This window comes from Caballeronia sp. GAFFF1 (assembly GCF_023630705.1).
In the GTDB taxonomy this organism is placed as follows: domain Bacteria; phylum Pseudomonadota; class Gammaproteobacteria; order Burkholderiales; family Burkholderiaceae; genus Caballeronia.
Genome location: NZ_JALQEM010000041.1, coordinates 189,648 through 212,487, shown reverse-complemented (window position 1 = coordinate 212,487; position 22,840 = coordinate 189,648). Strand labels below are relative to the sequence as shown.

Genomic DNA, 22,840 nt, shown 5'->3' with positions numbered 1-22,840 from the left:
AGGGCGCTGCAACGTTCAGCGCGTGGTCGCCTCTTCGAGACACGCCGCCGGCTAATCGAACGCAAGCGCTTCGCCGTCGCAGCAACGGATTGCCCGATGCGGCAAACTGTGGGCCACCGTTGACTGCCACAAGAGAGTGCCATGAAGAAACTCATCAACAGCCCGCATGACGTCGTGCGCGAAATGCTCGAAGGCGTCGCGCGGCAAGCGCCCCACGTCGCGATTCTCGGCGCTGAAAATGTGCTCGTGCGACGGGAGCAGACAGAAGCCACGGACCGTCCCGTGTCGGTGATATCGGGCGGCGGCAGCGGCCACGAACCCGCACATGGCGGCTACGTCGGCGCGGGCATGCTGAGCGCCGCGGTGTGCGGCGAAGTGTTCACGTCACCGTCCACAGACGCCGTGCTCGCCGCGATCCGCGCCACCGCCGGTTCGCGCGGCGCGGTACTCATCGTCAAGAACTACACGGGCGATCGCCTCAACTTCGGTCTCGCCGCGGAACTGGCGCGCGCAGAGGGCATCCCGGTCGAGGTCGTCGTCGTGGCCGACGACGTTGCATTGCGCGATGAGACGGCGCGCGATCGTCGGCGCGGCATCGCAGGGACCGTGTTGGTGCACAAGGTCACGGGCGCGGCGGCTGCGCGTGGAATGACACTCGATGAAGTCGCGTCCGTTGCGCGCCTCGCGGCGGCCAATCTCGGCACGATGGGCGTCGCGCTCGATGGCTGCACCATTCCCGGTGCCGACAAATCGGGCTTCACGCTCGGCGATGATGAGATCGAATTGGGACTCGGCATCCACGGTGAGAAAGGCGTCGAGCGTACCGCGATGCTGCCCGCCGATGCGCTGTGCGACGTGCTCATTTCAAGCATCGTCGATGAACTGGCGCTCACGAGCGGCGAGCGAGTCGCGTTGCTGGTCAACGGGCTCGGCGGCACGCCGCAGATGGAGCTCGACATCGTCTTGCGAGCCGCTCACGAGAATCTTGCTGCACGAGGTATTCAAATCGAGCGCGCGTGGGCCGGAACCTTCCTCTCGGCGCTCGACATGCCGGGCTGCTCCGTCTCGCTGCTGCGGGTGGACGACGCAACGCTGAACCTCTTGGATGCGCCGACTGAAGCGCGTGCATGGCCCCGTGATGGCATGGTCAACCGCGACATTCGCATCGACGGTCCTGCGCAGCCGTCCCCGACCGCAGCGGCCGCGCACGACGAGCCGAGTCAATGGACGCGCGCCATGAAAGCAGCGCTTCAATCCGTCGCGGATGCGTTGATTGAAAACGAACCGAGGCTTACCGAACTGGATTCCGTCGCCGGAGACGGGGACCTCGGCGCGAGCATGACGCGCGCCGCGCATGCCCTGCTCGAAGTGAGCGAAAGCGATCTTCGCACGCCTGCGGGCGCGCTCGCAGCGCTGAGCGTGGCTCTGCGCCGCGCCATCGCGGGCAGTTCGGGGCCGTTCTATGCGACCGCGTTGATGCGCGCGTCGCGGTACTTGGCAGAGATCGGCGAGGCATCGGCGCTGGACTGGGCGCACGCGTTCAGAGCGGCAGTCGAGGCGATCAGCGATTTGGGTGGCGCGAAAGCAGGCGATCGAACGATGCTGGATGCGCTCTTTCCCGCCGTGTCCGCCTATGAAGAGGCGCTGACTTCCGGCAGCCCCGTGCATAGCGCGTGGGAAGCGGCGGTGTCGGCGGCGCAGCAGGGCGCGCAGAACACCGCGCAGATGACGCCGAGGGCGGGGCGCGCGAGTTACTTGGGCACGCGCGCCGTCGGTTCGCCGGACGCAGGCGCAGTCGCGGTCTCGCTCTGGCTCGCGGCGCTGTTGCCGCATATCGGTGCTGGTCAACGCGCGATTGACTGATCGCGCCACTGACATTCACCCAACGGTGGCCGCTTACCCGAGCGCGCGGCCACTGCCTTTGCGTTACTTCGTGCCGACCGTTTGCAACGGCACCCACTTGCCGTTGGCGACCTTATAGACCGTCACGCCGCCGTATTTCAGGTCGCCGTAATTGTCGTACGACAGTTCGCTCGTGGTCACGCCCTTCATGTTCGTGCTCTTGAGCGCAGTAAGGAACACACGCGGATCGGTGGAATCCGCTTTCTTCATCGCGTTGAAAACGGCCATGGTGCCGTCGTACGCATAGGGCGCGTACAACTCCACCGGCTTGCTGAAGTGCGCCTTGTAGTGCTCGGCGAACGCGTTGCCGCCCGGCATCTGCGCAAGCGGGCTTCCTTCCGATGCGGCCAGCGTGCCCTCAGCCGCGCCGCCTGCGATCTTGATCAGGTTATCGGACTGAAGCATGTCCGGGCCGATCAGCACCGCCTTGATCGCGAGCGAGCGCATTTGCTTCAGCATCGGCGCGGCTTGCGTATCGGCGCCGCCGTAGAAGACCGCATCCACGTCAGCGGACTTGATCTTCGTGAGAATCGCGCGAAAATCCACCGCCTTATCTGTTGTGTACTCCTGATCGACGATGGTAGCCCCCGCCGCCTTCGCTGCCTTCGCGAACTCTTCGGCGACGCCCTGGCCGTACGCGGTGCGGTCATCGACGATGGCGAGCCGCTTGTACTTGAGGCCCTTCGCGACGTATTCGCCGAGCACGCTGCCGAGTTGCGTATCGGATGTCAGCAGGCGAAACGTCGTCGGAAAGCCGAGCCGCGTGTAGGAGGGCGCGGTCGCCATCGCGACTTCGGGGATGCCCGCTTTCGCATAGATGGGCGCGGCCGGAATGCTGGTGCCCGAGTTGTAGTGGCCGATGACGGCGACCACGCCGTCGTCCACGAGCTTCTGAGCGACCGTGGTGCCGGTACGCGGATCGGCCTGGTCGTCCTGCGCGTTGAGCACGAACTGCACGGCCTGACCGCCGATGACCGGTTTGGTCGCATTCATGTCTGCAATCGCAAGCTCGACGCCGCTTCGAAAATCTGCGCCGTAGTGCGCCTGGCCGCCAGTGAGCGGCGCCGCAAAGCCGATCTGGACGTTCTGCGGCGATGCCGACGCAGCGAGCGCGTACGGCGCGCTGGCGAAGGTGGAGCACGCAACCAGCGCGGCCGATACGTACGAAGTGGCGACTTTCATTGTCTCAGGCATCCTCTTTGGTTTGATCGTGTGTCGTAGTGTGTAAGTCGAAGCGTCGTGTTCTTTGTTGGCTTCATCGGCGCCGTCCAGGCGGCGCGCACAAATATACGAAGCCTAAGATCACCGCGTCTTGCGGGAAATAAGCAGTGGCGATGCAGAAATCCGCATAGTTGCGCGGCGTTCGAGCGGCAGCGGCGCTATGCGCCTATGACTAGCCGGGTTTCGGGCACATGGAGCTATGCCGATTTCATCATTCGCGCAGCCGCGTTCGGCCAAGACGCTGGCAGTGCGCGCGCTTACCATTGCCTCATGAAAACACTCACTCACATCGAAGTCGTCGACTCCCACACCGGCGGAGAGCCGACTCGACTCGTCATTGCGGGCGGCCCCGATCTCGGTCGCGGTCCGCTGTCCGAACGCCTCGAGATTTTTCGCCGGGACTACGATCGCGTGCGCGCGGGTGTCGTCAATGAGCCGCGCGGCTCGGACGTGATCGTCGGCGCGCTGTTGTGCGAACCGCACGATCCATCCTGCTCGGCGGGCGCGATCTTCTTCAATAACGTCGGCTTTCTCGGCATGTGCGGTCACGGCACCATCGGGCTCGTCGTGTCGCTCGCGCATCTTGGGCGCATCCAGCCCGGCGTGCATCGCATAGAAACGCCTGTCGGTATCGTCGAAGCCGAATTGCATAGCGATCTCAGCGTCACCGTGCACAACGTTCCTGCGTACCGTTACCGTACGCAAGTGCCGCTCGACGTGCCGAGTCTCGGGCGCGTGCACGGCGATATCGCGTGGGGCGGCAACTGGTTCTTCCTCGTGTCCGATCATGGCCAGGCGCTGGATTTCGCGCGCGTCGAACCGCTGACAGACGCTGCATGGGCGATCCGCGAGGCGCTGGAAGCAAACGGCATCACGGGCGAAGGCGGCGCGGTCATCGACCACATCGAACTGTTCGCCGATTCGACAACGCCCGGTGTCGATAGCCGCAACTTCGTGCTGTGCCCCGGCAAGGCGTACGACCGCTCGCCGTGCGGAACGGGCACGAGCGCGAAGATCGCCTGCCTCGCGGCCGATGGCGTGCTTGCGCCGGGCGCGCTCTGGCGGCAGGAAAGCATCGTCGGCAGCGTGTTCGAGGCGCGTTATGAAAGCATGGGCGATCACGCGGCGGGACGCGTGCGGCCGAGCATTCGCGGAACCGCGCACGTGAACGCCGAAGCGAAGCTCGTCTTTTCGAGCGACGATCCGTTCGCGTGGGGCATTCGCACGTGAACGCGAGTGCCGTCTCGGGACATGCTTGCCCGGATGTGATCGTGATTGGCGCGGGCATCGTCGGCGCGGCGTGCGCGCGCGAGCTCACGAGCAAGGGCATGAATGTGCTCGTGCTGGATCGCGCGGGAATCGGCGGGGGCGTGACGGCGGCGGGCATGGGCCACGTCGTCGTGATGGACGATACGCCCGCTGAATTTGCGCTGTCGTCGTGGTCGCGTCAGTTGTGGCTCGACCTCGCCCCGCGTCTCGACAAGCGTCAGGCTTTCGTGCGCTGCGGAACGCTGTGGGTTGCCGCCGACGACGAAGAATACGATCTCGCGCATAAGCGCCGTGATTCGCTCGCAAGCGAAAATATCGCATGCGACATGTTGGATGCGCAGCAGTTGCGCGAAGCGGAGCCCGAACTGCGCGAGGGTTTCAGGGGCGGCATGATCGTCCCCGACGACGCCGTTGTTTACGCGCCGGCCGCGGCTTCGTGGCTGATCGCGGACGCGTCGGCCGTCGAGTTGGGCGCAGGCCGCGTGAGTTGCAGGCTAGACGCATCGGTCGCGCGATTGACGCGCGAAGGCGTCGTGCTTGCGAGCGGCGAAGTCATCGCGGCGGGCGCGGTGCTCGTCGCGAATGGCTTGCAGGCCATCGAGTTGATGCCCGATTTGCCGATGCAGGCGAAGAAGGGGCATCTGCTCATCACGGATCGCTATCCGGGCACCATCCGGCATCAGATTCTCGAGCTCGGCTATATCAAGAGCGCGCACAACGCGAGCGGTACGTCGGTGGCGTTCAACGTGCAGCCGCGCCCGACCGGGCAATTGTTGATCGGCTCGTCGCGGCAGTTCGACAGCGTAGATTCGACCGTCGAGCCCGAGATCATGGCGCGCATGCTTCGTCGCGCGAGCGAGTATCTTCCCCGGCTGCCGACGCTCAACGCAATCCGCGCGTGGACCGGATTCCGACCCGCGACGCTCGACGGCTTGCCGCTCATCGGCCCGGCTGCGCACTTCGTTAGCGGCGATGCGGCGCGCGTTCCGGTGTGGATTGCGACGGGACACGAAGGACTCGGCGTGACGACGGCGCTCGCCACCGCAAAGCTGATCGCGGCGCAAATGACGGGCGCGTCGTTTCAGTTGCCGATCGACGCGACGCCGTACCTGCCGTCGCGTTTTCAGACGAGCCGCGCGACAGGTGGCATCAACAACGGAGCCGTGCATGTCTGAACGATCGTTGACGGTTCATATCGATGGACGCGCCTTGAGCGTAGCGAGCGGCAGCTCGGTGCTGGCGGCCGTGGCGCTCGCCGCGGGTAGCGCGGGTTTCGTCACGCGACGCTCGGTGAGCGGTGACGCCCGTGGCCCGTTGTGCGGCATGGGCCTCTGCCAGGAATGCAGAGTGACCATCGATGGCGTGCGGCATCGGCTTGCTTGTCAGACGTTGTGCGCACAGGGCATGTCGGTGGAAACGGAAGGCGTAATGAAATGAAGTTCGATGTCCTTATCATCGGCGCGGGTCCAGCGGGACTTCATGCGGCGCGCGTCGCGGCAGAAGCGGGCGTGCAGGTCGCCATCATCGACGATAACGCGCTGCCCGGCGGTCAGATCTGGCGGCAAGGGCCGCAACACGCGCCGAAAGGCCCGGCGCGCGCCGCCATCGACGCGCTTTCTCGGCATAAGAACATCGCACGTCTTTGCGGTAAGCGCGTGGTGCAGTCGTTGCCCGGTAAGACATTGCTCGTCGAAGATGCTGCGCGCGGCTATCGCGTCGGCTATGAGAAGCTGATCGTGGCGACAGGCGCGCGCGAGCGCTTTCTGCCGTATCCCGGCTGGACCTTGCCGGGCGTGACGGGCGCGGGCGGCTTGCAGGCGTTGATCAAGGGCGGCATGCCGGTCGAGGGGCAGCGTATCGTGATTGCGGGCACCGGGCCGCTTCTTTGGGCCGCGGCCATCACGGCGCGTCAACACGGCGCGACGGTCGCGGCTATCGTCGAGCAGGCTTCGTCGAGCCATGTTCGGCGCTTCGCCGCCGGCCTGTTGAAGACGCCCGCCAAGCTTTTGCAGGCGGCGCGCATGCGCTTGGATCTGCGCGCGACACCGTATTATCGCGGCGCTTACGTCGCGGAAGCGCGCGGCGAGACGCACGTTACGGGCGTGCGCGTGCGTCATCGCGAGAAAGACATGGGCATCGACTGCGATCGCCTCGCTTGCGCATATGGACTCGTGCCGAATGTTCAGGTCGGCATCGCGCTTGGCTGTGAGGTTGTCGAGAGACGATTCGAAACCGCGTTACGTGTGGATGAATGGCAGGCCACTTCCGTGCCCGATGTCTACGCTGCGGGTGAATGCACGGGCGTGGGCGGCGTGGAGCTTTCCGCGCTGGAAGGCCGCATAGCCGCGCTCGCGGCGGTGGGGGACCGCGAGCGAGCGCGGGCGCTTTTCGCGGCGCGCGACGCTTATCGGCAATTCGCGCGACGCATGCACGAGGCGTTCGCGCTGAATCCTGGGCTTCGCACGTTAGCGCAGCCGGACACCATCTTGTGCCGATGCGAAGACGTCGCTTTCGGCGATGCGTCGAAGTATCGCTCGTGGCGCGACGGGAAGTTGCACACGCGCTGCGGCATGGGGCCTTGTCAAGGAAAAATCTGCGGCGAAGCGGCTGCGTTCTGCTTCGGCTGGAAGCCGGATGCGCAGCGTCCGCCCTTCGTGCCGGCGCGCATAGCAACGCTACTGGAGGCCGAGTCGCCTCTGGTTGTCGATCACGCGCAATGAGCGCTCCGACATGAAAGACAACGCAATGCTGCCTGCAACTATCGCCGAGCCGGTCTTCACCGCGCGCTTTAGCGAGTCGAATCGGCACATTATGCGTCGCTGTGCCAATTTCGTCACTGGTTCTCAGTAATCGACGCAAGCCTGAATCCTTCTGGCTTGTGATACTGCGGCATATCGCCAGCTGTATCGGCGAGTTCAATCAACGAATCATAGTCACCGAATGTCGAGGGCAACAACATGGGCAACAACATTTTCACGGGCACCATTCCGGCGCTCATGACGCCGTGCACGGCTGAGCGCACGCCGGACTACGACGCGCTCGTCTCCAAAGCGCGCGAGCTCGTCGGCCTCGGCATGAACGCAGTGGTGTACTGCGGATCGATGGGTGACTGGCCGCTTCTCAGCGAAGCGCAGCGTCAGGAAGGCGTGGCGCGTCTCGTCGATGCCGGCGTTCCGACTATCGTCGGCACCGGTGCGGTGAATTCGCGGGAAGCCGTATCGCATGCGGCGCACGCGGCGAAGGTCGGCGCTAGCGGCCTGATGGTCATCCCGCGCGTGCTGTCGCGGGGCGCCTCGGCCGCCGCGCAAAAGGCGCATTTCGCCGCCATTCTGGAAGCGGCGCCTGCGCTTCCCGCAGTGATCTACAACAGCCCTTACTACGGCTTCGCGACGCGCGCCGATCTGTTTTTCGAGTTGCGGACGAAGTACCCGAACCTGATCGGGTTCAAGGAGTTCGGCGGTGCGGCTGACATGCGTTATGCAGCGGAGAACATCACCAGCCAGGACGAGAACGTCACACTAATGGTGGGCGTCGACACGCAGGTGTTTCACGGCTTCGTCAACTGCGGCGCGCGAGGCGCGATTACCGGCATCGGCAATGCGTTGCCGCGCGAAGTTCTGCATCTTGTCGATCTGTGCCGCAAAGCCAGCGATGGAGACGTGACGGCGCGTCGCCAGGCACGTGAACTCGAAAGCGCGCTTGCAGTGCTTTCATCGTTCGACGAAGGCACGGATCTGGTGCTGTACTACAAATACCTGATGGTGCTCAACGGCGACAAGGAATACACGTTTCATTTCAACGAAACCGATGTACTCAGCGAAGCGCAACGCCGCTACGCGGAAACGCAGTTCGAATTGTTCCGGAAGTGGTATGCCGGCTGGTCGAAAGAAGTCAGTGCGTAAGCATTGATTGCGAAAGAGCGGCTTCGTAGGGGGCCGCGCAGCGCGTGTCTTTCGTAACGCACGCGCAATCGGCTGCACTGCGTCTATATCCTTTATAAGGGCAGTGTGCGAAGAGTAAAGGCAAGCCATGCCGAGCTTTCTCGACAGAGCTTTGCGCAGCGAGGTGCTTGCCCGTTTCATGGCATCATCGTGCACACCTTCACACCACTTCGAAAGCGATTGCCATGGCCACTTACATTGTTTTTACAAGAGAGAGCACGCAAGATCAGCAGGAACTCGACGTATATCAAAGCAAGGTCGGCGAGACCTTGCAAGGTCACCCTGTCAAGGTTCTAGCCGCTTATGAACCTCAGCAAGCCCTCGAAGGCGATGCGCCCGAAGGTGTCGTGATCGTGGAGTTTCCGTCGACGGACGCGGCGCGTGCGTGGTACGACAGTCCAGCATATCAAGAGGTTGCGCAGCACCGTTTCCGAGGCGCGCGGTATCGCGCCGTTCTTGTCGAAGGCGTATAGCGCACATCCGCAGTGCCCGATCGACTCGGTCCAGCAGGTCGATCGGTTACAGCGCACTCGCGATAACCTCCGCCGGCGCTGACAACGCAGCCGGCAGTCTCCACGTCTGTCATGGTGCCGATGCGCTCGCAGCGGCATTCACCCTATCGTCGCGTTGGTGCCAAAGCGACGTCTCGGATCATCTTCGCTTAAGCTCTGCCTTTCCCTGGCAGCCAACCGTGCCTTCCTGCGCGTCAAACCTTCGCATACCGATGCGTTGTAGACGCCTATCGAACTTCTCCGCGCTACGCGATGCTCGATGAGAACCATCGACTTGTACTTGTGTCGCTGACCGAGCGTCGGAAACGCGTCGTTTCACATGACACGGTGGTCGGCATCGCTAAGAAGGAACCGCATCGCATGGATGTAGTTAGGACAGCAAACAAGTCAGACGAGGCACATGCAGGATGACGCGCTCACTCCCTCACGCACGAAGCTCAGGCGTGGTTCGCCGCCTCGACGCCTTAACAGGGGACAGACTGCCGACAAACGTTGTGGCGAACGCTTACTTCGTCCTGCAAAACGGTAGAAACAAGCGCGGCGCACATCGCGCGGCAGAGGGACTGGAAATGGCGTGAACGAAGTCCGTCGCTGGGTTAGAACGACCGCTCGTATTTTCTTCGGAAATTACTACTTGTTGTGAGCCGGCTGTTACAACAAGTCTTAATAAACCTATTAAATGAAGGGAATTGTTTCGGGAAAACGGTCTGATATTTGCCGTAATGCAGACGAATGAAATAGTTTTCTCTACTTACGGTATGAATAAAAGAACGAGTTTTGCTCTTTCCTACTGTTACATACGGAAACTCGATCGGTAGTTTGTGGACAGTACACTCCGGTCTCCTTGAGCAAACATGAATTATTTCCCGTGTCGTCTAATCGTCTACTCAAAGCACAGACCGAAAATTCCCTAGTCAGCGTCTCTAACAATCTCCACGCCTCTCTTACGCGTAGAAAGTTCCTGTCGTTCGTCATGGCAGGCGCAGGCAGCGCCGCCTTGGCCGCCTGCGGCGGCGGTAGTGAAACAAATGCCGACGGACTCGGCGATACCGCAGCAGTGGCAAAGGCCGCGTCGTCGAACGGAACGGCTATTCCGCCGGCAGCATCCATCACCGATAGCTCGGGTGCCGTTTGGACGCTCGTCGGCGGCCATGCGGTGCGTAACGGCACGGCGATGGGAACCGGCTCCCCGGTCGCCTATACGACCCTCGTGTACCTCAATGGCGCCATCTACGGCCGCAACACGGCGGGCAACTGGTTCAAGAGCGGCACGACGCCGTGGCAGAACCTCGGCACCGCAGACCCCCGTGGCGCTACTGCAAGCACCGGCTCGCAAGGCACGAGCAACACCAGCACGGCCGGCGTGCTGCAAGACAAGTCGTTCGGCGTGAAGGGCGATGGCACGACCAACGACCGCGCGGCGCTTCAGGCTGCCATCGACGGCTCGGTCGGCCAGATTCTCCTCATCACAGGCAAGAGCCGCATCGACGCAACCGGCCTCACGCTGCGCTCGAACACGCATATCCGCTTCGCGCCGGGCGCCTCGATCAAGATGCTGTCGCACAACAGCAGCACGTATCAGATGATGCGCGTGTGGGACGTGAGCAACGTGAACATCGAAGCACCGTACCTCGATGGCAGCAAGGAACTGAATTCTGCCGGTTCCGGCGAATGGGGCATGGGCATCTCGATCAACGGCTCCACCGGCGTCACGATCACGAACCCGACGACGATCAACTGCTGGGGCGACGGCATCTATATCGGCAATAGCCAGAGCGGCTCGAACAAGCCGACTTCCAACGTGTCGATCAGCGGCCATCACGCGAACGGCTGCCGCCGTCAAGGCGCGACCATCACGTCCGGCAGCGGCATCACGTTCAACAATCCGCTGTGGGAAAACATCTCCGGCACGGCGCCGGCGTATGGTCTCGACATCGAGCCGAACGACAACAATGCAGTGCTTCAGGGCATCAAGATCGTCAGCCCGACGACTCGGGGTTGCTCCGGCGGCGGCATTCTGGTCTATCTCGGCGCGTTCCCGGGATCGGTCGCGAGGAACGTCGACATCCAGATCACGAACCATACCGACACCTGCGCGAGCGATTCGTTTGCAGTCGGCGGTCTGAAGCTCAATGGCTCCGTCGTGACGGGCGCAATCACCAGTACGAACCCGGTGTGGAAGCGCAATTGGTATCTCGGTCAGTGGGACAGCAACGGCCCGAGGGTGTCGGTCGTGAATCCCAAGGTTGGCTAAGCTAGTAGATCGAGCGACGTAGGGAACCGTTCTGAGGAGCAACGAACGGTTCCCTACGATGCGTTTTGAAATAGTTAGCAAACCGTACCGAAAAGCGATAACGAATCAGCCGAGCCGTTGCGCGATGGCTTCGCCGACTTCCTTCGTGCTGGCCTTGCCGCCGAGATCGCCCGTGTGCGGCCCTTCCTTGAGCACGGCCTGGATGGCGGACAGAATCGCGTCGTGCGCGGCGCGCTGGCCGAGGAAGTCGAGCATCATCGCGGCGGACCAGATCATCGCGATAGGATTGGCGATGCCTTTGCCCGCGATATCCGGCGCGGAGCCGTGCACCGGCTCGAAGAGCGACGGAAACGCGCGCTCAGGGTTCATGTTGACGGACGGCGCAATGCCGATCGTGCCGGTGCAGGCAGGGCCGAGGTCCGAGAGAATGTCGCCGAAGAGATTCGTGGCGACGACGACATCGAAGCGATCCGGGTTCAGCACGAAGCGCGCGCACAAGATGTCGATATGCTGCTTGTCCCATGCGACGTCCGGATACTGCGCGGCGATTTCGGCGGCGCGGGCGTCCCACCACGGCATGCTGATGGAGATGCCGTTGCTCTTGGTCGCCACCGTGATCTTCTTCGCGCGTTGCTGCGCGAGATCGAACGCGAACTTGAGCACGCGCTCGGCACCGTGACGCGTGAAGATAGAGGTTTGCGACACGAACTCGCGCTCGGTGCCTTCGAAACTGACGCCGCCGACGGACGAGTATTCGCCTTCGGTGTTTTCGCGCACGATCATGAAGTCGATGTCGCCGGCCTTGCGGTTCGCGAGCGGCGACGGCACGCCGTCGAAGAGACGCGCCGGCCGCAGGTTGATGTATTGATCGAACTCGCGGCGGAACTTGAGGAGCGACCCCCAAAGCGAGACGTGATCGGGAACGCTTTGCGGCCAGCCGACCGCGCCGAACAGAATGGCGTCGGCGGTTTCGAGTTGGGCCTTCCAGTCGTCGGGCATCATCTGGCCGTGGGCGGCGTAGTAGTCGCAGCTTGCCCATTCGATGTGCTGGTACTCCAGCGCAATGCAGAAGCGTTGGCTTACTGCATCTAGCGTGCGCAGGGCTTCGGGCATCACTTCCTTGCCGATTCCATCGCCAGGAATCACGGCTATGCGGTATTGACTCTTTGACATGTCGCTTTGGCTCCTGTCTGGGCGTTTTTTTCGTTGGCGGGGCGCGGGCTTTCTGCGGCGCTTGCCTGATCGTACTCGGGTTCTCGCGGTTCTTACATTCTGAATCCGGTCGTTCGGCGTTCCCCTCCGACTTCTTGTCGCCGCAACCGCCACAAGGCACGGCGCGTGCTGCGCACCGGGATTCCCGCAAGGAGATCCCATGAACACCTCATCGACCGCGACCGCGTTGGACGCGGACGCGCCGCAGGCGCAGCGCGTCGCCTGCACGCTGAAGATTAACGGCGAAGCGCGCACTTTCGACATCGAGCCGTGGACCACACTGCTCGACCTTCTGCGCGAACACTGCCAGCTTACCGGCACGAAGAAGGGCTGCGACCACGGACAATGCGGCGCCTGCACCGCGCTCGTCGATGGCCAGCGCATCAATACGTGTCTCGCGCTCGCCGTTTCGTACGACGGCGCGGCCATCACCACCATCGAAGGGCTGGCGAACGGGGACACGCTGCACCCGATGCAGCAGGCGTTCATCGACTGCGACGCCTTTCAGTGCGGCTACTGCACGCCGGGGCAGATCTGCTCGGCCGTCGGCATGCTCGCGGAAGGACACGCCCACGACGCCGCCGAGGTGCGCGAGGCGATGAGCGGCAACCTCTGTCGCTGCGGCGCATATCCGAACATTGTGCAAGCTATTCTGCAGGCGTCGGGCGGGCAAGGCGTCGAAGGGACCGCCATTCAGAACGAGGAGGCGCGCCCATGAACCGCTTCTCCTACACGCGCGCGAACGACGTATCCGCGGCGCTCGAAGCGCACCACGCGCCGTCGGCGGCGTTTCTCGCGGGCGGCACGAACCTCGTCGATCTCATCAAGGAAGGCGTCGCGCGCCCCGAACGGCTCGTCGATATCCGCCGGCTGCCGATGACCGGCATCGAGCCGAACGCGGACGGTGGCATGGAAATCGGCGCGCTCGCCACGAACAGCGCCGTGGCCTACGACGAACGCATCGAGTCGCGCTATCCGCTGCTGTCGAAGGCGATTCTCGCCGGCGCTTCGGCGCAGATTCGCAATGTCGCGACCGTCGGCGGCAATATGCTGCAACGCACGCGCTGCCATTATTTCTACGACACCGCCACGCCATGCAACAAGCGCCAGCCGGGCAGCGGCTGCGGCGCGATGGAGGGCGTCAACCGCATCCACGCCATTTTCGGCGCGAGCGAGCATTGCATCGCCGTTCATCCGTCTGACATGTGCGTGGCGCTCGCCGCGCTCGACGCGTCGGTGCGCGTGACGGGCGACAACGGCGAGCGCGTCATCCCGTTCGACGCTTTTCACCGCCTTCCCGGCGATACGCCGCACATCGACACGAACCTGCGCGACGACGAGATCATCGTCGGAATCACCTTGCCCGCCGATGGCTTCGCGCAACATAACGCCTACGTGAAGGTGCGGGACCGGGCGTCCTATGCGTTTGCGCTCGTGTCGGTCGCGCTCGCGCTTAAGCTCGACGGCCGTCGCATCGAAGAAGTGCGTTGCGCGCTCGGCGGCGTGGCGCATAGGCCGTGGCGCAACCGCGACGCCGAAGCCGCGCTGCGCGGCAAGACGCTCGACGCCGCCACGGTGCGCGACTTCGCGAGCGCAATGGTGCGCGAAGCGCGCGGCCGTCCCGGCAACGCATTCAAGATCGAACTGACCGCGCGCGCCATCGAGCGCGCTTTCGAACAGGCATCGGGTATCAGCCTCGCCAGCAGAGAGGACGACGCATCATGAATTCTCCGAACGAACTGGAACGCATCGCGCGGCAGGGCGCGCACTTCAGCGGCAAGCCCGTTAACCGGGTCGACGGCAGAAAGAAGGTGACGGGCGAGGCCCGATACGCAGGCGAATTCTTCGCGGATGACATGAGCTATGGCTTCGTTCTTCCGAGCCGCATCGCGAGCGGGCGCATCGTGTCGATCGAATCGCGGCGCGCGCTCGAATTGCGCGGCGTGCTGATGGTGCTCACGCACGAGAACCGGCCCGAGTTGCCGCTCGACGACGCCGCGTGGAAGGACCAGTCCGCGCCGGGCGGCATGCCGTTTCGGCCGCTCTGGGACGATCGCATCTGGTACAGCGGCCAGCCGGTCGCGCTCGTCGTCGCGGAGAGCTATGAGCTCGCGCGTCATGCGGCGTCGCTGATCGAAGTGACCTACGAGCGCACGAGCCACTGCACGGATTTGCGCGAAGTGGAAGCCGACAGCTATCCGCCATCGACCGAAAAGGGCGGCTTCGAGCCGCCGCCACCGCCGCGCGGCGATGCGGACGGCGCGCTGGCTGCGGCCGCGTTCAAGATCGACAGCCGCTATTCGACGCCGGCCGAGTACCACAACCCGATCGAACTGCACGGCTGCACGGTCATTCCCGAGCCGTCCGGCAAGTTCACCGTCTATGAAAAGACGCAGGGCGTGCTCAACACCAAGCAGTATCTGACGAAGATATTCGGCTTCGACGACGACATGCTCGAAGTCGTCTCGCCGTTCGTCGGCGGCGCCTTCGGCTCGGGCTTGCGTCCGCAATATCATCTGCCGCTCGCCGTCATGGCCGCGCGCGATCTGAACCGCCCCGTGCGCGTGGTGTTGACGCGGCAGCAGATGTTCACGTTCGCGCATCGGCCGATGAGTCTGCAACGCGTCGCGCTGGCCGCGAATCGTGACGGCAGGCTGGAGGCGGTTATCCACGAGGCGGTGTCCGAGACCTCGCAATACGAGGACTACTGCGACGTCATCGTCAACTGGGCCGGACAGCTCTACGCCTGTGACAACGTGCGGCTGGACTACAAGGTGAGCAAGCTCGACGTGCCGACGCCCGCTGACATGCGCGCGCCCGGCGCGGCGCAGGCGCTTTTTCCGCTGGAAATGGCGATGGACGAGCTCGCCGAGGCGCTCGGCATGGACCCGCTGAAGCTGCGGCTCATCAACTATGCGGAGCGCGACGGGAACAAGAACCTGCCGTTCTCCAGCAAGGCGCTGCGCGAGTGCTTCGAAGAGGGCGCGGCACGCTTTGGCTGGGACAAGCGTCCGCTCGCGTCGCGCTCGATGCGCGAAGGGAACGAACTCGTCGGCTGGGGCATGGCGACCGGCATCTGGGACGCGATGCAGAACGAGGCGTCCGCGCTCGCGGAGATCGGCGCGGACGGGCGTGTCGTCGTGGCGAGCGCCACGGCGGATATCGGCACGGGCACCTATACGGTGATGACGCAACTCGCCGCCGATGCGCTCGGCGTGCCGCTCGAACACGTCGATTTCCGTCTGGGCGACAGCCGTCTGCCGAAGGCGCCGCTCGAAGGCGGATCGTGGACGGTGTCGTCGGTTGGCAGCGCGGTCCATGCGGCGTGCACGCGCCTGCGCGGCAAGCTCGCGTCGATCGCAAAAGAACACGGCGGCGATGCGTTCGCACGCGCGCAGCCGGACACGGTGCGGCTCGATGACGAATACGTCGTGTGCGGCGAGGGCATCGAACAACGCCTATCGCTGCGGGAACTGCTGACGCGAGCGGGGCTGGATTCGCTGAATGCGCAGGTGACCGTGACACCGCACGACAAGCAGCAGTCGTACTCGATCGGCACGCATTCGGCGGTGTTCGTCGAAGCGCGCGTCGATGCCGCGCTCGGCACCGTGCGCGTGACGCGCGTGGTCAACGCGGTGGCGGCGGGCCGCATCGTGAATCCGAAGACGGCGGCGAGTCAGGTGTCCGGCGGCGTGGTCTGGGGCATCAGCATGGCGCTGCACGAGCACGGGCAATTCGATCACGAACTCGGCCGGCAGATGAATCACAACCTGTCGGAGTATCACGTTCCGGTGAACGCGGACATACACGACATCGACGTGATCTTCGTCGACGAGCACGACGACGTCGTGAATCCGCTGGGCGCGAAGGGCGTGGGTGAGATCGGCGTGGTGGGCGTGGCGGCGGCTGTCGCCAACGCGATCTGGCACGCGACGGGCAAGCGCGTGCGGAATCTGCCGATCACGCTCGACACGCTGTTTGCGTGAAAGACGGCCAGACATAGAGAGTGCAACGAAAGGGCGCGCGCGGGTAGTTCCGCGCCGCCCTTTTACTTGTACCCGCTACAGACGCTCATTAAACGCTAACGGTCACAGGCGAAGACAAGCGCGATGACCTGCTCCAAAATTCGGGCTCGTCACGCCTGCGGCCCTTCTGTATCGGCAAGCGCGTTGCTGATAGCGGCGCACTCCGCCAGCGCCTCCCTTGCTTCGCGCTCCGCGAGCGCGGCGAGCGTATCGCCGAAGCCGCCGCGCGCTTTCGATGCGACGCGCGCACTCGTCACCACGCACGGCGCCGCGCTCCATGCAATACGCGCGCCGATCCCCGCAAGCTGTTCGGTGAAGGCGACATCCTCGCTGCATGCAAGCGGCGGAAATCCGCCCGCCAGCCGATAAGCGTCCGCCGACACGCCGAGGTTCGCGCCGTGTATGTGCCGATGCCGGTCCGCATGCGTGTACCCGCGATGGAACGCCTCGCGCGTCGCCGGCGTATGTTCGCCCCAGTCGTCCACGGTCACGCAGCCGCACACCGCATCCGCCTTCAGCGCGAGTTGCACGACGATCCAGTCGGGCGCGACGCGACTGTCGGCATCGGTGAAGGCGAGCCAGCGCGCGCCGCGCTCCAGCATGAACGACGCGCCCGCCGCGCGTCCCTTGCCGACGTTGCGCGCATCCAGCGTCAGCGCATGGACGTCGAAACACTCGACGACGCTCGCGGAATCGTCGCTGCAACTGTCCAGCACGACGACGATCTCTACTGGCTCGCCGTGAAGCCCGGGATGCGTCGCGGCGAGCCGCGCCGCGCGCAGACAATCGGCGAGAAACGCCTCTTCGTTATGCGCGGGAATCACGATGCCGATCATGCGATGCCCTCGCGCTGCGCCACCGAGCGGCCGTCCTTCGACCACACATCGAGGAGGAAGTCGGCTTCCTCGTGGCGCACGACGCGCATCGCGTCGAAGGCCGAATGGAAGATGGCGTGGACATCCTCGGCGCTTTGCAGCTTGCCGTCGAACGGATGACGCCAATGGCACGCGACGATCGCGCCATCATCGGCGAGCGATGCCCACGCGCGCTCGGCGAGCGTCATCGTGGCTGCCGGCGATAGATAGTAAGCAAGCTCACTAAGGACGATGAGATCGAATTCCCCGGCCGGCCATTCATCGGGAACGGCGCGGGCGTCTATCGTGACGCCGCGCGCATTCGCCAGGCGTTCACGTGCTTGCGCCACGGCCTGCTGGCTGATGTCGCAGATGCGCAAGCGGGCGCATCGGCGGGCAAGCAGCGCGGACAGCTCGCCGTTGGAGCACGCGGGTTCGAAGCCGGAAGCGTAGTGCTCGCGCGGCAGCGATGCGAGCAGAAGCTCGCGTTTGCGGCGCTCGTATTCGCTCGTGCGATAGCGCCAGGGATCATCGTTGTTGCGATATAAGTCGTCGAAATACGCTCGCGGTGTCGACATGCACGTCCTTGTTGTGGGTTGTCGGCTGTCTTTCGGTTGCGACGTCCTGTCGACGCCGCGGGCTATCAAAGGTGGGACGCATGCTCTTGCAACAGCGCCTGCGCCAGCAGTGCTTCGTCGCGTTCGGCATGGCTTTGCCGAAGGAACACGGGCAGATCCGCGAGCGCGCGCGCGAATTTCGCATCGGTGCAGAAGGGCGCGGGGCCGAGCGCGCGCGACACATGTTCGATGACGCGTGCCGCCGCGCGATCCACGGCGACACGCGCGCGCAGCGCTGGGCGTCGCGCATCGGCGCGCGGATGCGCGTCGATCCATGACGCCGTTTCGCTCAGCAGCGCAGCGGCGCTGCTGAGCTCGGCATCGACCGCGCCGAGATGCGCGCTTGCGTGCGGTTCGGCGCGACGCGCGACGGCTTCGACGAGCGTCGTCGCGATGGCCGCCAGCCCTCCGAGCCAGCAAGCGGCGATGCCCGCGCCGCCGTGCCAGAACCCCGGGCGTTCGACGTACGCGCCGACATCGCCGATTTGCGTTGCGCGCGCGCCGTCGAAGCGCACGTTGGCCGTCCCGGTCGCGCGCATGCCAACCGCCTGCCAGCCGCTTGCATCGACCGTGATGTTTGGCTGGGACAACTCGACAGCGGCAAGCACGGGCTGGTCGTCGAGCCAGGCCGTCACGAGCGCGTGCGTGACATGGCTCGCGCCCGAGCACCACGCCTTCACGCCATCGAGGATCAAGTGGTCTCCACGCGACGCGCGCGCGACCACGCGTGCATTCGGCGGCTCGGCTGCCCAGACGGCCCACGTGCCGTCGTCTGACAGGTCCGCCCGACGTAGCTCCGCGAGAATCGCGAGCGCGTCCGTGTGGCTCTCATAAAGCTTGGCAAGCGACAAGTCGCACGCGGCGACCGCGGTCAGCGCGCGCCATCGTGTTGCAGTTTTTCCGCTGCCCGGTAAAGGCAGCCTATCCAGTTCGTTCGCGCGGAGCTGGTCGAGCACGGAAACGCGGCTCGCGCAGCTTTCATCGTCGAAGTGGACGGCCGCGAGAAGAAGCTCGAGCGCAGAAGCCGATGCGACGGCACTGTCGATGTTTCGTGCATCCGCGGATTCTGGCTCATCGCAGAGCCGCCACGCTGAAGGCGCGGCCCGCATTCGTGGGCTGCTGGTCATATCGTTCATGCATTCCTCCGTGGCTGGCGCCTTGCGCCGCGCTGGTGACGTACATCCTTTTCGACAACGAAGGCAAGGGCCGTGCCCAAATCGTTACTCCGTTAGATTTGGCATGCTCATTGCGGCGACTGCGCATACATGAACACTTCGTCATCGCGTCGTCACGGTAGCCAAATGAACAACAATCCTTCCATGCAGAAAGTCGCCGCGCTCTCCGACTTCGACACGCAGCCGATGAAATGCGTCGAGATCGGCGATACGCCCATTCTTCTGATCCGCAGCGGCGAGCAGATTCGCGGCTATCAGGCGAAATGTCCGCATGCAGGGGCGCCGCTCGAAGAAGGCGCGCTCTGCAATGGACGGCTCGTGTGTCCGTGGCACAAGGGCACGTTCGAGATCGACAGCGGCGCGATTGTCGAGCCGCCCCCGCTGATGCCGCTCAAGCGCTATCCGGTGAAGATCGAGGGCGACAACGTGCTCGCGAGCCCGACGCCGCTCGACGAATCCGCGGCGCGCGATGCTTCCGCGACGCCCGATACGCGCACCTTTGCGATCGTCGGCGCCGGCGCTGCCGGTGCGACTGCCTGCTCGACCTTGCGTCAAGCCGGGTTCACGGGCCGCATCGTGCTCATCGAGCGCGAGCCGCGCACGCCCTATGACCGGACTTCGCTCAGCAAATTCGTACCGGCCGGCGAGATGTCGCCTGACGAAGTGCCGATGCTCCTGCCCGACGACTTCTTCGAGCGCGAATCCATCGACGTGATTCAGGCCGAAGTCGCGACGCTCGATGCCGGCGCGAAACGCATCGATATCGGCAGCGCGCCGTCGATCCATTACGACGCCGCATTGGTCTCGTGTGGCGGCATTCCGAAGCGGCCGTCCCTGCAAGGCGGCGAAGACGAAGGCGTGGCCGAGTTCGTCCGTCTGCTGCGTGGCCGCGACGATGCGCGGGGTCTTGTCGACACAGCGACACCGAAGAGTCATGCGCTCGTATTGGGCGCGAGTTTCATCGGGCTCGAAGTGGCCGCGGGACTGCGCAATCGCGATGTTGCGGTGACGGTCGTGTCGCCCGGCAAGGTGCCTTTCGAGAAACAGTTCGGGCCGGAGATCGCGCGGCTCGTCGCAGGACTGCATGAAGCGCACGGCGTGCAGTTCCGCATGGGAAGGCATGCAGTCGCTGTGAAGCGTAATGACGAAGGCAGTGGCGAGCGTCTATGCGTCACGCTCGATGACGGCGCGACGGTGATGTGCGATTTCATCGTGGCAGGGCTTGGCATCGAGCTGCCGACGGACTTCGTCACAGGCGTCGAGCACAACGAAGACGGAAGCCTCGATGTCGATGCGTCGATGCGCGTAGCCGACGGCCTCTTCGCGGCCGGCGATATCGCCCGCTTCGAGTTGCCGATCGAACCGTATGGAAGCATCCGCGTGGAGCATTGGCGGGTCGCGCAGCAGCACGCGCGCATCGCGGCGCATGCGATGCTCGGCTCACCGCGCGACGAACCGTTCGTGCCGTTCTTCTGGACGTTTCACTACGACAAGACCATCGAGTATCTCGGTCACGCGCGTCAGTGGGATCAGACGGTGTTTATCGGCGAGCCCGAGAAGTTCGAGTTCATCGCGCTCTTCGGCGAGAAGGGCAAGCTCGTCGCGGCGGTGGGTTGCGATCGGAACCGGCAGATGGGCGCGCTCGCCGAAGCCATGCGACGCACGCTGAGTATCGAGGACGCGAAGAAGATCGCCGAGGAGGCGTGACAGGCACCGCGGCGAACGGTGCCTTCGCACAGGTCTTCGAGCGACGCGATCACATCATGTGCAGATGTTCCCGCGCTTGCCGCCAGCGCTTCGAATCCGCTTCGAAGATATGCCGCATGATCGCGTCGTTGACTTCGTCCGCGTGCGTGAGCGGGCCCATATGACCCGCGCCCCCGACGATGGCAAGCCGCGCGCGCGGAAACATGTGCGGCAAGCGCTCGGCCAATGCAAGCGTGGGTAGCGGCGCGTGCTCGCCGCGCATGACGAGGACGGGCATGCGCAAGTCAGCATAGGGCGCATCGGACGCGGGTTCATCGAGCAGCGCGCGAAAGTCGAGCGGCGCTTTCGGCACCCAGCGCGTGAGCGCGGCTTGCACGGAGGGCCGCAGCGCCTCCCACGCGCCCGCACCGCCCCAATAGTCGACGAACGATGCCGCCGCTCCCCGATAGTCGCCGCAACTCACGCCATCGGCGGTGCGCTTCGATATCGCGTTGATTTCAGCCAGCGCGCGCGCTCCATGCTGGCCCATCGTCTTTAGCAGATGAAACGCCGATGGCTCGTATAGCGACAAGGTCGCGATACGCTGCGGCCGCTCCATTGCGGCGCGTAGCGCCACGCCGCCTCCGTACGAATGCCCGATGAGATGCACCTTCCCGCATGTCGCATCGATGATATCGACGGTTCTTTCGGCTTCATCGGCGAGCGTGAACGCGTGCTCGCCGCTCCACGGTCCCGTGCTGTCGCAGCCGTAGTGCTCGGGCGCGATGAACGATACGCGCGAGCCGAGCGCCTCGCTCAACTTGCGCCACTGTGCTGCGCCTGCGCCCGAGCAATGCAGCGCGATGACCGTCGATGCCGGCGAGCCCGGCTCGATCGGGAATGCGTTGCGCATATCGTTCATCTATCCCTCCATATCGAGCGCACGCATGCGACGCTCCAGTTCGACGATATCCGAAGCCGATGCGAGATAAGCATCGCGACGGCTGTTCTCCGCTCGATCGAGCGCCCGCTTCAGCCACAGGAAAAGATAGATAAACACGACTGCCTCCAGCGACGCAGACTTCGGCGGTCCTTCGCATCGAACCCGTGAGGCGAAGGACCGAATCGAGCCGCGCTCAAACCACGACTCCGAGCCGCGACAGCGCAAGCCGAAGAGTGAAGAAGCACACCGACGACAACAACGGCATGCCCATGCAGAGGGACTCGCGCCGCAACTCTGTAGAGGAGACGAGCACGTGCAGGCGCAACCCGAAGTCCAGCGCTTCGTCGAACATATGTTTGAGCAGGATCATTTCCTTTCCACCACGACTTCGAGGTATTCACTGGGCAAGACGAGCGTCTCGTCACCGGACCGATTGCGACTCTCGATGAGCGCCATCAGATCAGCGAGGAACGCGGCTTGCCGCTCGCCTTCGAGCGCGGCGAACGCCTTGTTCATCGGGCCGTAGTAGCTGCGGAATACGTCGACGAAATGCTCCGCCGACCGATACCGGAATACGAATTCACGCTTCGCCGCACTGATGCGCGCGGCGCCGCTTCCCAGCAATTCGGCGATGCGCGTCTCCGTGCCCCACAGCGCAGGCGACTTCACGCCAGTGGGCGGCGTGATGTATTGGCCCATCGTCTTGAACACCTGTCCGATGAAACTCTCCGGCGTCCAGTTCGCGAGGCCGATCTTTCCGCCCGGCCGACAGACGCGCATCAGTTCGCTCGCCGCCTGTTGCTGGTTCGGCGTGAACATCACGCCGAAGGTCGATAGCACGACGTCGAACGATGCATCCGGGAAAGGCAAGGCTTCGGCGTCTGCTTCCTGAAAGTGCACGGCGAGCGCTTCGGCTTCGGCGCGTGCGCGACCCGCATCGAGCAGCGAAGCGACATAGTCGGTGGAGACGACGTCGCAATAACGGCGCGCGGCGGCGAGCGTCGCATTGCCGTTGCCCGCTGCGACATCCAGCACGCGACTGCCGGAGCGCAAGTCGAGCGCCTCGCAAAGATGCTCTCCGACGATCTGCAACGTAGTGCCGATGACTGCGTAGTTCCCCGTCGACCAGGCAGCGTGCTGACGGACCTTGACGGCGGAGAGATCGGCGGCGGGCGAGAATGCGGTAGCGACTGCGGACATGACATGGCTCCTGATAGATCAGATGGCAG

21 protein-coding genes are annotated in these 22,840 nt (G+C 64.3%); 12 read left to right on the top strand and 9 right to left on the bottom strand.

The genetic code is table 11. From position 1 onward, the window contains the following. The first annotated feature begins 141 nt into the window (after positions 1 to 141). On the top strand, positions 142 to 1,863 hold the full coding sequence (locus tag NCR37_RS26295; RefSeq protein ID WP_250475737.1) for a dihydroxyacetone kinase family protein: 1,722 nt from the start codon (positions 142 to 144) through the stop codon (positions 1,861 to 1,863). A gap of 63 nt (positions 1,864 to 1,926) precedes the next feature. On the opposite strand, the gene NCR37_RS26290 is transcribed toward NCR37_RS26295, so the two are convergent. Next, positions 1,927 to 3,096: a branched-chain amino acid ABC transporter substrate-binding protein gene (locus NCR37_RS26290; RefSeq protein WP_502800597.1), complete on the bottom strand. Its 1,170-nt coding sequence runs from the start codon at positions 3,094 to 3,096 to the stop codon at positions 1,927 to 1,929. Positions 3,097 to 3,393: 297 nt separating this feature from the next. Here NCR37_RS26290 and NCR37_RS26285 point away from each other — a divergent pair, with 297 nt between their 5' ends. From NCR37_RS26285 to NCR37_RS26255, 7 genes are all read left to right on the top strand, one after another. After that, entirely contained in the window at positions 3,394 to 4,353 is a 960-nt protein-coding gene (locus NCR37_RS26285) for a 4-hydroxyproline epimerase (protein ID WP_284507035.1), read from the top strand. Continuing rightward, the gene (locus NCR37_RS26280; protein ID WP_250475735.1) at positions 4,335 to 5,567 is read left to right on the top strand and encodes an NAD(P)/FAD-dependent oxidoreductase; all 1,233 of its coding nucleotides are present in this window, start codon (positions 4,335 to 4,337) and stop codon (positions 5,565 to 5,567) included. The genes NCR37_RS26285 and NCR37_RS26280 overlap by 19 nt, the downstream gene beginning before the upstream one ends. Next, positions 5,560 to 5,829, top strand: a complete 270-nt coding sequence (locus tag NCR37_RS26275; RefSeq protein WP_502800596.1) for a 2Fe-2S iron-sulfur cluster-binding protein — start codon at positions 5,560 to 5,562, stop codon at positions 5,827 to 5,829. Before NCR37_RS26280 ends, NCR37_RS26275 begins: the two co-directional genes overlap by 8 nt. After that, positions 5,826 to 7,112 (top strand): FAD-dependent oxidoreductase, encoded by a 1,287-nt coding sequence (locus tag NCR37_RS26270; RefSeq protein ID WP_250475734.1) that lies wholly within the window; start codon positions 5,826 to 5,828, stop codon positions 7,110 to 7,112. Before NCR37_RS26275 ends, NCR37_RS26270 begins: the two co-directional genes overlap by 4 nt. 237 nt (positions 7,113 to 7,349) lie before the next feature. Next, the gene (locus NCR37_RS26265; protein ID WP_250475733.1) at positions 7,350 to 8,294 is read left to right on the top strand and encodes a dihydrodipicolinate synthase family protein; all 945 of its coding nucleotides are present in this window, start codon (positions 7,350 to 7,352) and stop codon (positions 8,292 to 8,294) included. Positions 8,295 to 8,518: 224 nt separating this feature from the next. After that, positions 8,519 to 8,806: a DUF1330 domain-containing protein gene (locus tag NCR37_RS26260; RefSeq protein ID WP_250475732.1), complete on the top strand. Its 288-nt coding sequence runs from the start codon at positions 8,519 to 8,521 to the stop codon at positions 8,804 to 8,806. A gap of 1,012 nt (positions 8,807 to 9,818) precedes the next feature. After that, complete coding sequence (locus NCR37_RS26255; protein ID WP_250475731.1) at positions 9,819 to 11,099, top strand: right-handed parallel beta-helix repeat-containing protein; 1,281 nt, start codon at positions 9,819 to 9,821, stop codon at positions 11,097 to 11,099. Between the two features lie 105 nt (positions 11,100 to 11,204). Here the strand turns inward: NCR37_RS26255 and NCR37_RS26250 are convergent, their stop codons facing one another. Then, a complete protein-coding gene (locus NCR37_RS26250) occupies positions 11,205 to 12,272 on the bottom strand; it encodes a tartrate dehydrogenase (protein WP_250475730.1) in 1,068 nt (355 codons plus the stop codon). A 199-nt stretch (positions 12,273 to 12,471) separates the two neighbouring features. On the opposite strand from NCR37_RS26250, the gene NCR37_RS26245 reads away from it, so the two are divergent. Genes NCR37_RS26245 through NCR37_RS26235 form a run of 3 tightly spaced genes read left to right on the top strand, consistent with a single transcriptional unit; the run spans position 12,472 to position 16,297 of the window. After that, the gene (locus tag NCR37_RS26245; RefSeq protein ID WP_250475729.1) at positions 12,472 to 13,029 is read left to right on the top strand and encodes a (2Fe-2S)-binding protein; all 558 of its coding nucleotides are present in this window, start codon (positions 12,472 to 12,474) and stop codon (positions 13,027 to 13,029) included. Beyond that, a complete protein-coding gene (locus NCR37_RS26240; RefSeq protein ID WP_250475728.1) occupies positions 13,026 to 14,036 on the top strand; it encodes an FAD binding domain-containing protein in 1,011 nt (336 codons plus the stop codon). Before NCR37_RS26245 ends, NCR37_RS26240 begins: the two co-directional genes overlap by 4 nt. Continuing rightward, a complete protein-coding gene (locus tag NCR37_RS26235) occupies positions 14,033 to 16,297 on the top strand; it encodes a xanthine dehydrogenase family protein molybdopterin-binding subunit (protein ID WP_250475727.1) in 2,265 nt (754 codons plus the stop codon). Before NCR37_RS26240 ends, NCR37_RS26235 begins: the two co-directional genes overlap by 4 nt. A 149-nt stretch (positions 16,298 to 16,446) precedes the next feature. On the opposite strand, the gene NCR37_RS26230 is transcribed toward NCR37_RS26235, so the two are convergent. The 3 genes from NCR37_RS26230 to NCR37_RS26220 all read right to left on the bottom strand — a co-directional run bounded on the left by NCR37_RS26230 (position 16,447) and on the right by NCR37_RS26220 (position 18,658). After that, complete coding sequence (locus NCR37_RS26230; protein WP_250475726.1) at positions 16,447 to 17,172, bottom strand: glycosyltransferase family 2 protein; 726 nt, start codon at positions 17,170 to 17,172, stop codon at positions 16,447 to 16,449. Further along, a complete protein-coding gene (locus tag NCR37_RS26225) occupies positions 17,169 to 17,768 on the bottom strand; it encodes an SAM-dependent methyltransferase (RefSeq protein ID WP_250475725.1) in 600 nt (199 codons plus the stop codon). The genes NCR37_RS26230 and NCR37_RS26225 overlap by 4 nt, the downstream gene beginning before the upstream one ends. 65 nt (positions 17,769 to 17,833) lie before the next feature. Then, the gene (locus NCR37_RS26220; protein WP_502800595.1) at positions 17,834 to 18,658 is read right to left on the bottom strand and encodes an acyl-CoA dehydrogenase family protein; all 825 of its coding nucleotides are present in this window, start codon (positions 18,656 to 18,658) and stop codon (positions 17,834 to 17,836) included. A 450-nt stretch (positions 18,659 to 19,108) separates the two neighbouring features. Between NCR37_RS26220 and NCR37_RS26215 the strand changes: the two genes are divergently transcribed. Next, positions 19,109 to 20,689, top strand: a complete 1,581-nt coding sequence (locus NCR37_RS26215) for an FAD-dependent oxidoreductase (RefSeq protein WP_250475723.1) — start codon at positions 19,109 to 19,111, stop codon at positions 20,687 to 20,689. A gap of 49 nt (positions 20,690 to 20,738) precedes the next feature. Here the strand turns inward: NCR37_RS26215 and NCR37_RS26210 are convergent, their stop codons facing one another. The 4 genes from NCR37_RS26210 to NCR37_RS26195 all read right to left on the bottom strand — a co-directional run bounded on the left by NCR37_RS26210 (position 20,739) and on the right by NCR37_RS26195 (position 22,811). Beyond that, the gene (locus tag NCR37_RS26210; protein WP_250475722.1) at positions 20,739 to 21,590 is read right to left on the bottom strand and encodes an alpha/beta fold hydrolase; all 852 of its coding nucleotides are present in this window, start codon (positions 21,588 to 21,590) and stop codon (positions 20,739 to 20,741) included. Beyond that, complete coding sequence (locus NCR37_RS26205; protein ID WP_250475721.1) at positions 21,591 to 21,728, bottom strand: DUF3563 family protein; 138 nt, start codon at positions 21,726 to 21,728, stop codon at positions 21,591 to 21,593. 76 nt (positions 21,729 to 21,804) lie between these two features. After that, on the bottom strand, positions 21,805 to 21,981 hold the full coding sequence (locus NCR37_RS26200) for a hypothetical protein (RefSeq protein ID WP_250475720.1): 177 nt from the start codon (positions 21,979 to 21,981) through the stop codon (positions 21,805 to 21,807). Continuing rightward, positions 21,978 to 22,811 (bottom strand): class I SAM-dependent methyltransferase, encoded by an 834-nt coding sequence (locus NCR37_RS26195; RefSeq protein WP_250475719.1) that lies wholly within the window; start codon positions 22,809 to 22,811, stop codon positions 21,978 to 21,980. The genes NCR37_RS26200 and NCR37_RS26195 overlap by 4 nt, the downstream gene beginning before the upstream one ends. Positions 22,812 to 22,840 lie beyond the last annotated feature (29 nt).

Bases quoted from the DNA above. Each gene is read 5' to 3' on its own strand.
- NCR37_RS26295 (WP_250475737.1), top strand. From the start codon at position 142: ATGAAGAAACTCATCAACAGCCCGCATGACGTCGTGCGCGAAATGCTC.
- NCR37_RS26290 (WP_502800597.1), bottom strand. From the start codon at position 3,096: ATGCCTGAGACAATGAAAGTCGCCACTTCGTACGTATCGGCCGCGCTG.
- NCR37_RS26285 (WP_284507035.1), top strand. From the start codon at position 3,394: ATGAAAACACTCACTCACATCGAAGTCGTCGACTCCCACACCGGCGGA.
- NCR37_RS26275 (WP_502800596.1), top strand. From the start codon at position 5,560: ATGTCTGAACGATCGTTGACGGTTCATATCGATGGACGCGCCTTGAGC.
- NCR37_RS26270 (WP_250475734.1), top strand. From the start codon at position 5,826: ATGAAGTTCGATGTCCTTATCATCGGCGCGGGTCCAGCGGGACTTCAT.
- NCR37_RS26265 (WP_250475733.1), top strand. From the start codon at position 7,350: ATGGGCAACAACATTTTCACGGGCACCATTCCGGCGCTCATGACGCCG.
- NCR37_RS26260 (WP_250475732.1), top strand. From the start codon at position 8,519: ATGGCCACTTACATTGTTTTTACAAGAGAGAGCACGCAAGATCAGCAG.
- NCR37_RS26255 (WP_250475731.1), top strand. From the start codon at position 9,819: ATGGCAGGCGCAGGCAGCGCCGCCTTGGCCGCCTGCGGCGGCGGTAGT.
- NCR37_RS26250 (WP_250475730.1), bottom strand. From the start codon at position 12,272: ATGTCAAAGAGTCAATACCGCATAGCCGTGATTCCTGGCGATGGAATC.
- NCR37_RS26245 (WP_250475729.1), top strand. From the start codon at position 12,472: ATGAACACCTCATCGACCGCGACCGCGTTGGACGCGGACGCGCCGCAG.
- NCR37_RS26240 (WP_250475728.1), top strand. From the start codon at position 13,026: ATGAACCGCTTCTCCTACACGCGCGCGAACGACGTATCCGCGGCGCTC.
- NCR37_RS26235 (WP_250475727.1), top strand. From the start codon at position 14,033: ATGAATTCTCCGAACGAACTGGAACGCATCGCGCGGCAGGGCGCGCAC.
- NCR37_RS26230 (WP_250475726.1), bottom strand. From the start codon at position 17,172: ATGATCGGCATCGTGATTCCCGCGCATAACGAAGAGGCGTTTCTCGCC.
- NCR37_RS26225 (WP_250475725.1), bottom strand. From the start codon at position 17,768: ATGTCGACACCGCGAGCGTATTTCGACGACTTATATCGCAACAACGAT.
- NCR37_RS26215 (WP_250475723.1), top strand. From the start codon at position 19,109: ATGAACAACAATCCTTCCATGCAGAAAGTCGCCGCGCTCTCCGACTTC.
- NCR37_RS26210 (WP_250475722.1), bottom strand. From the start codon at position 21,590: ATGAACGATATGCGCAACGCATTCCCGATCGAGCCGGGCTCGCCGGCA.
- NCR37_RS26200 (WP_250475720.1), bottom strand. From the start codon at position 21,981: ATGATCCTGCTCAAACATATGTTCGACGAAGCGCTGGACTTCGGGTTG.
- NCR37_RS26195 (WP_250475719.1), bottom strand. From the start codon at position 22,811: ATGTCCGCAGTCGCTACCGCATTCTCGCCCGCCGCCGATCTCTCCGCC.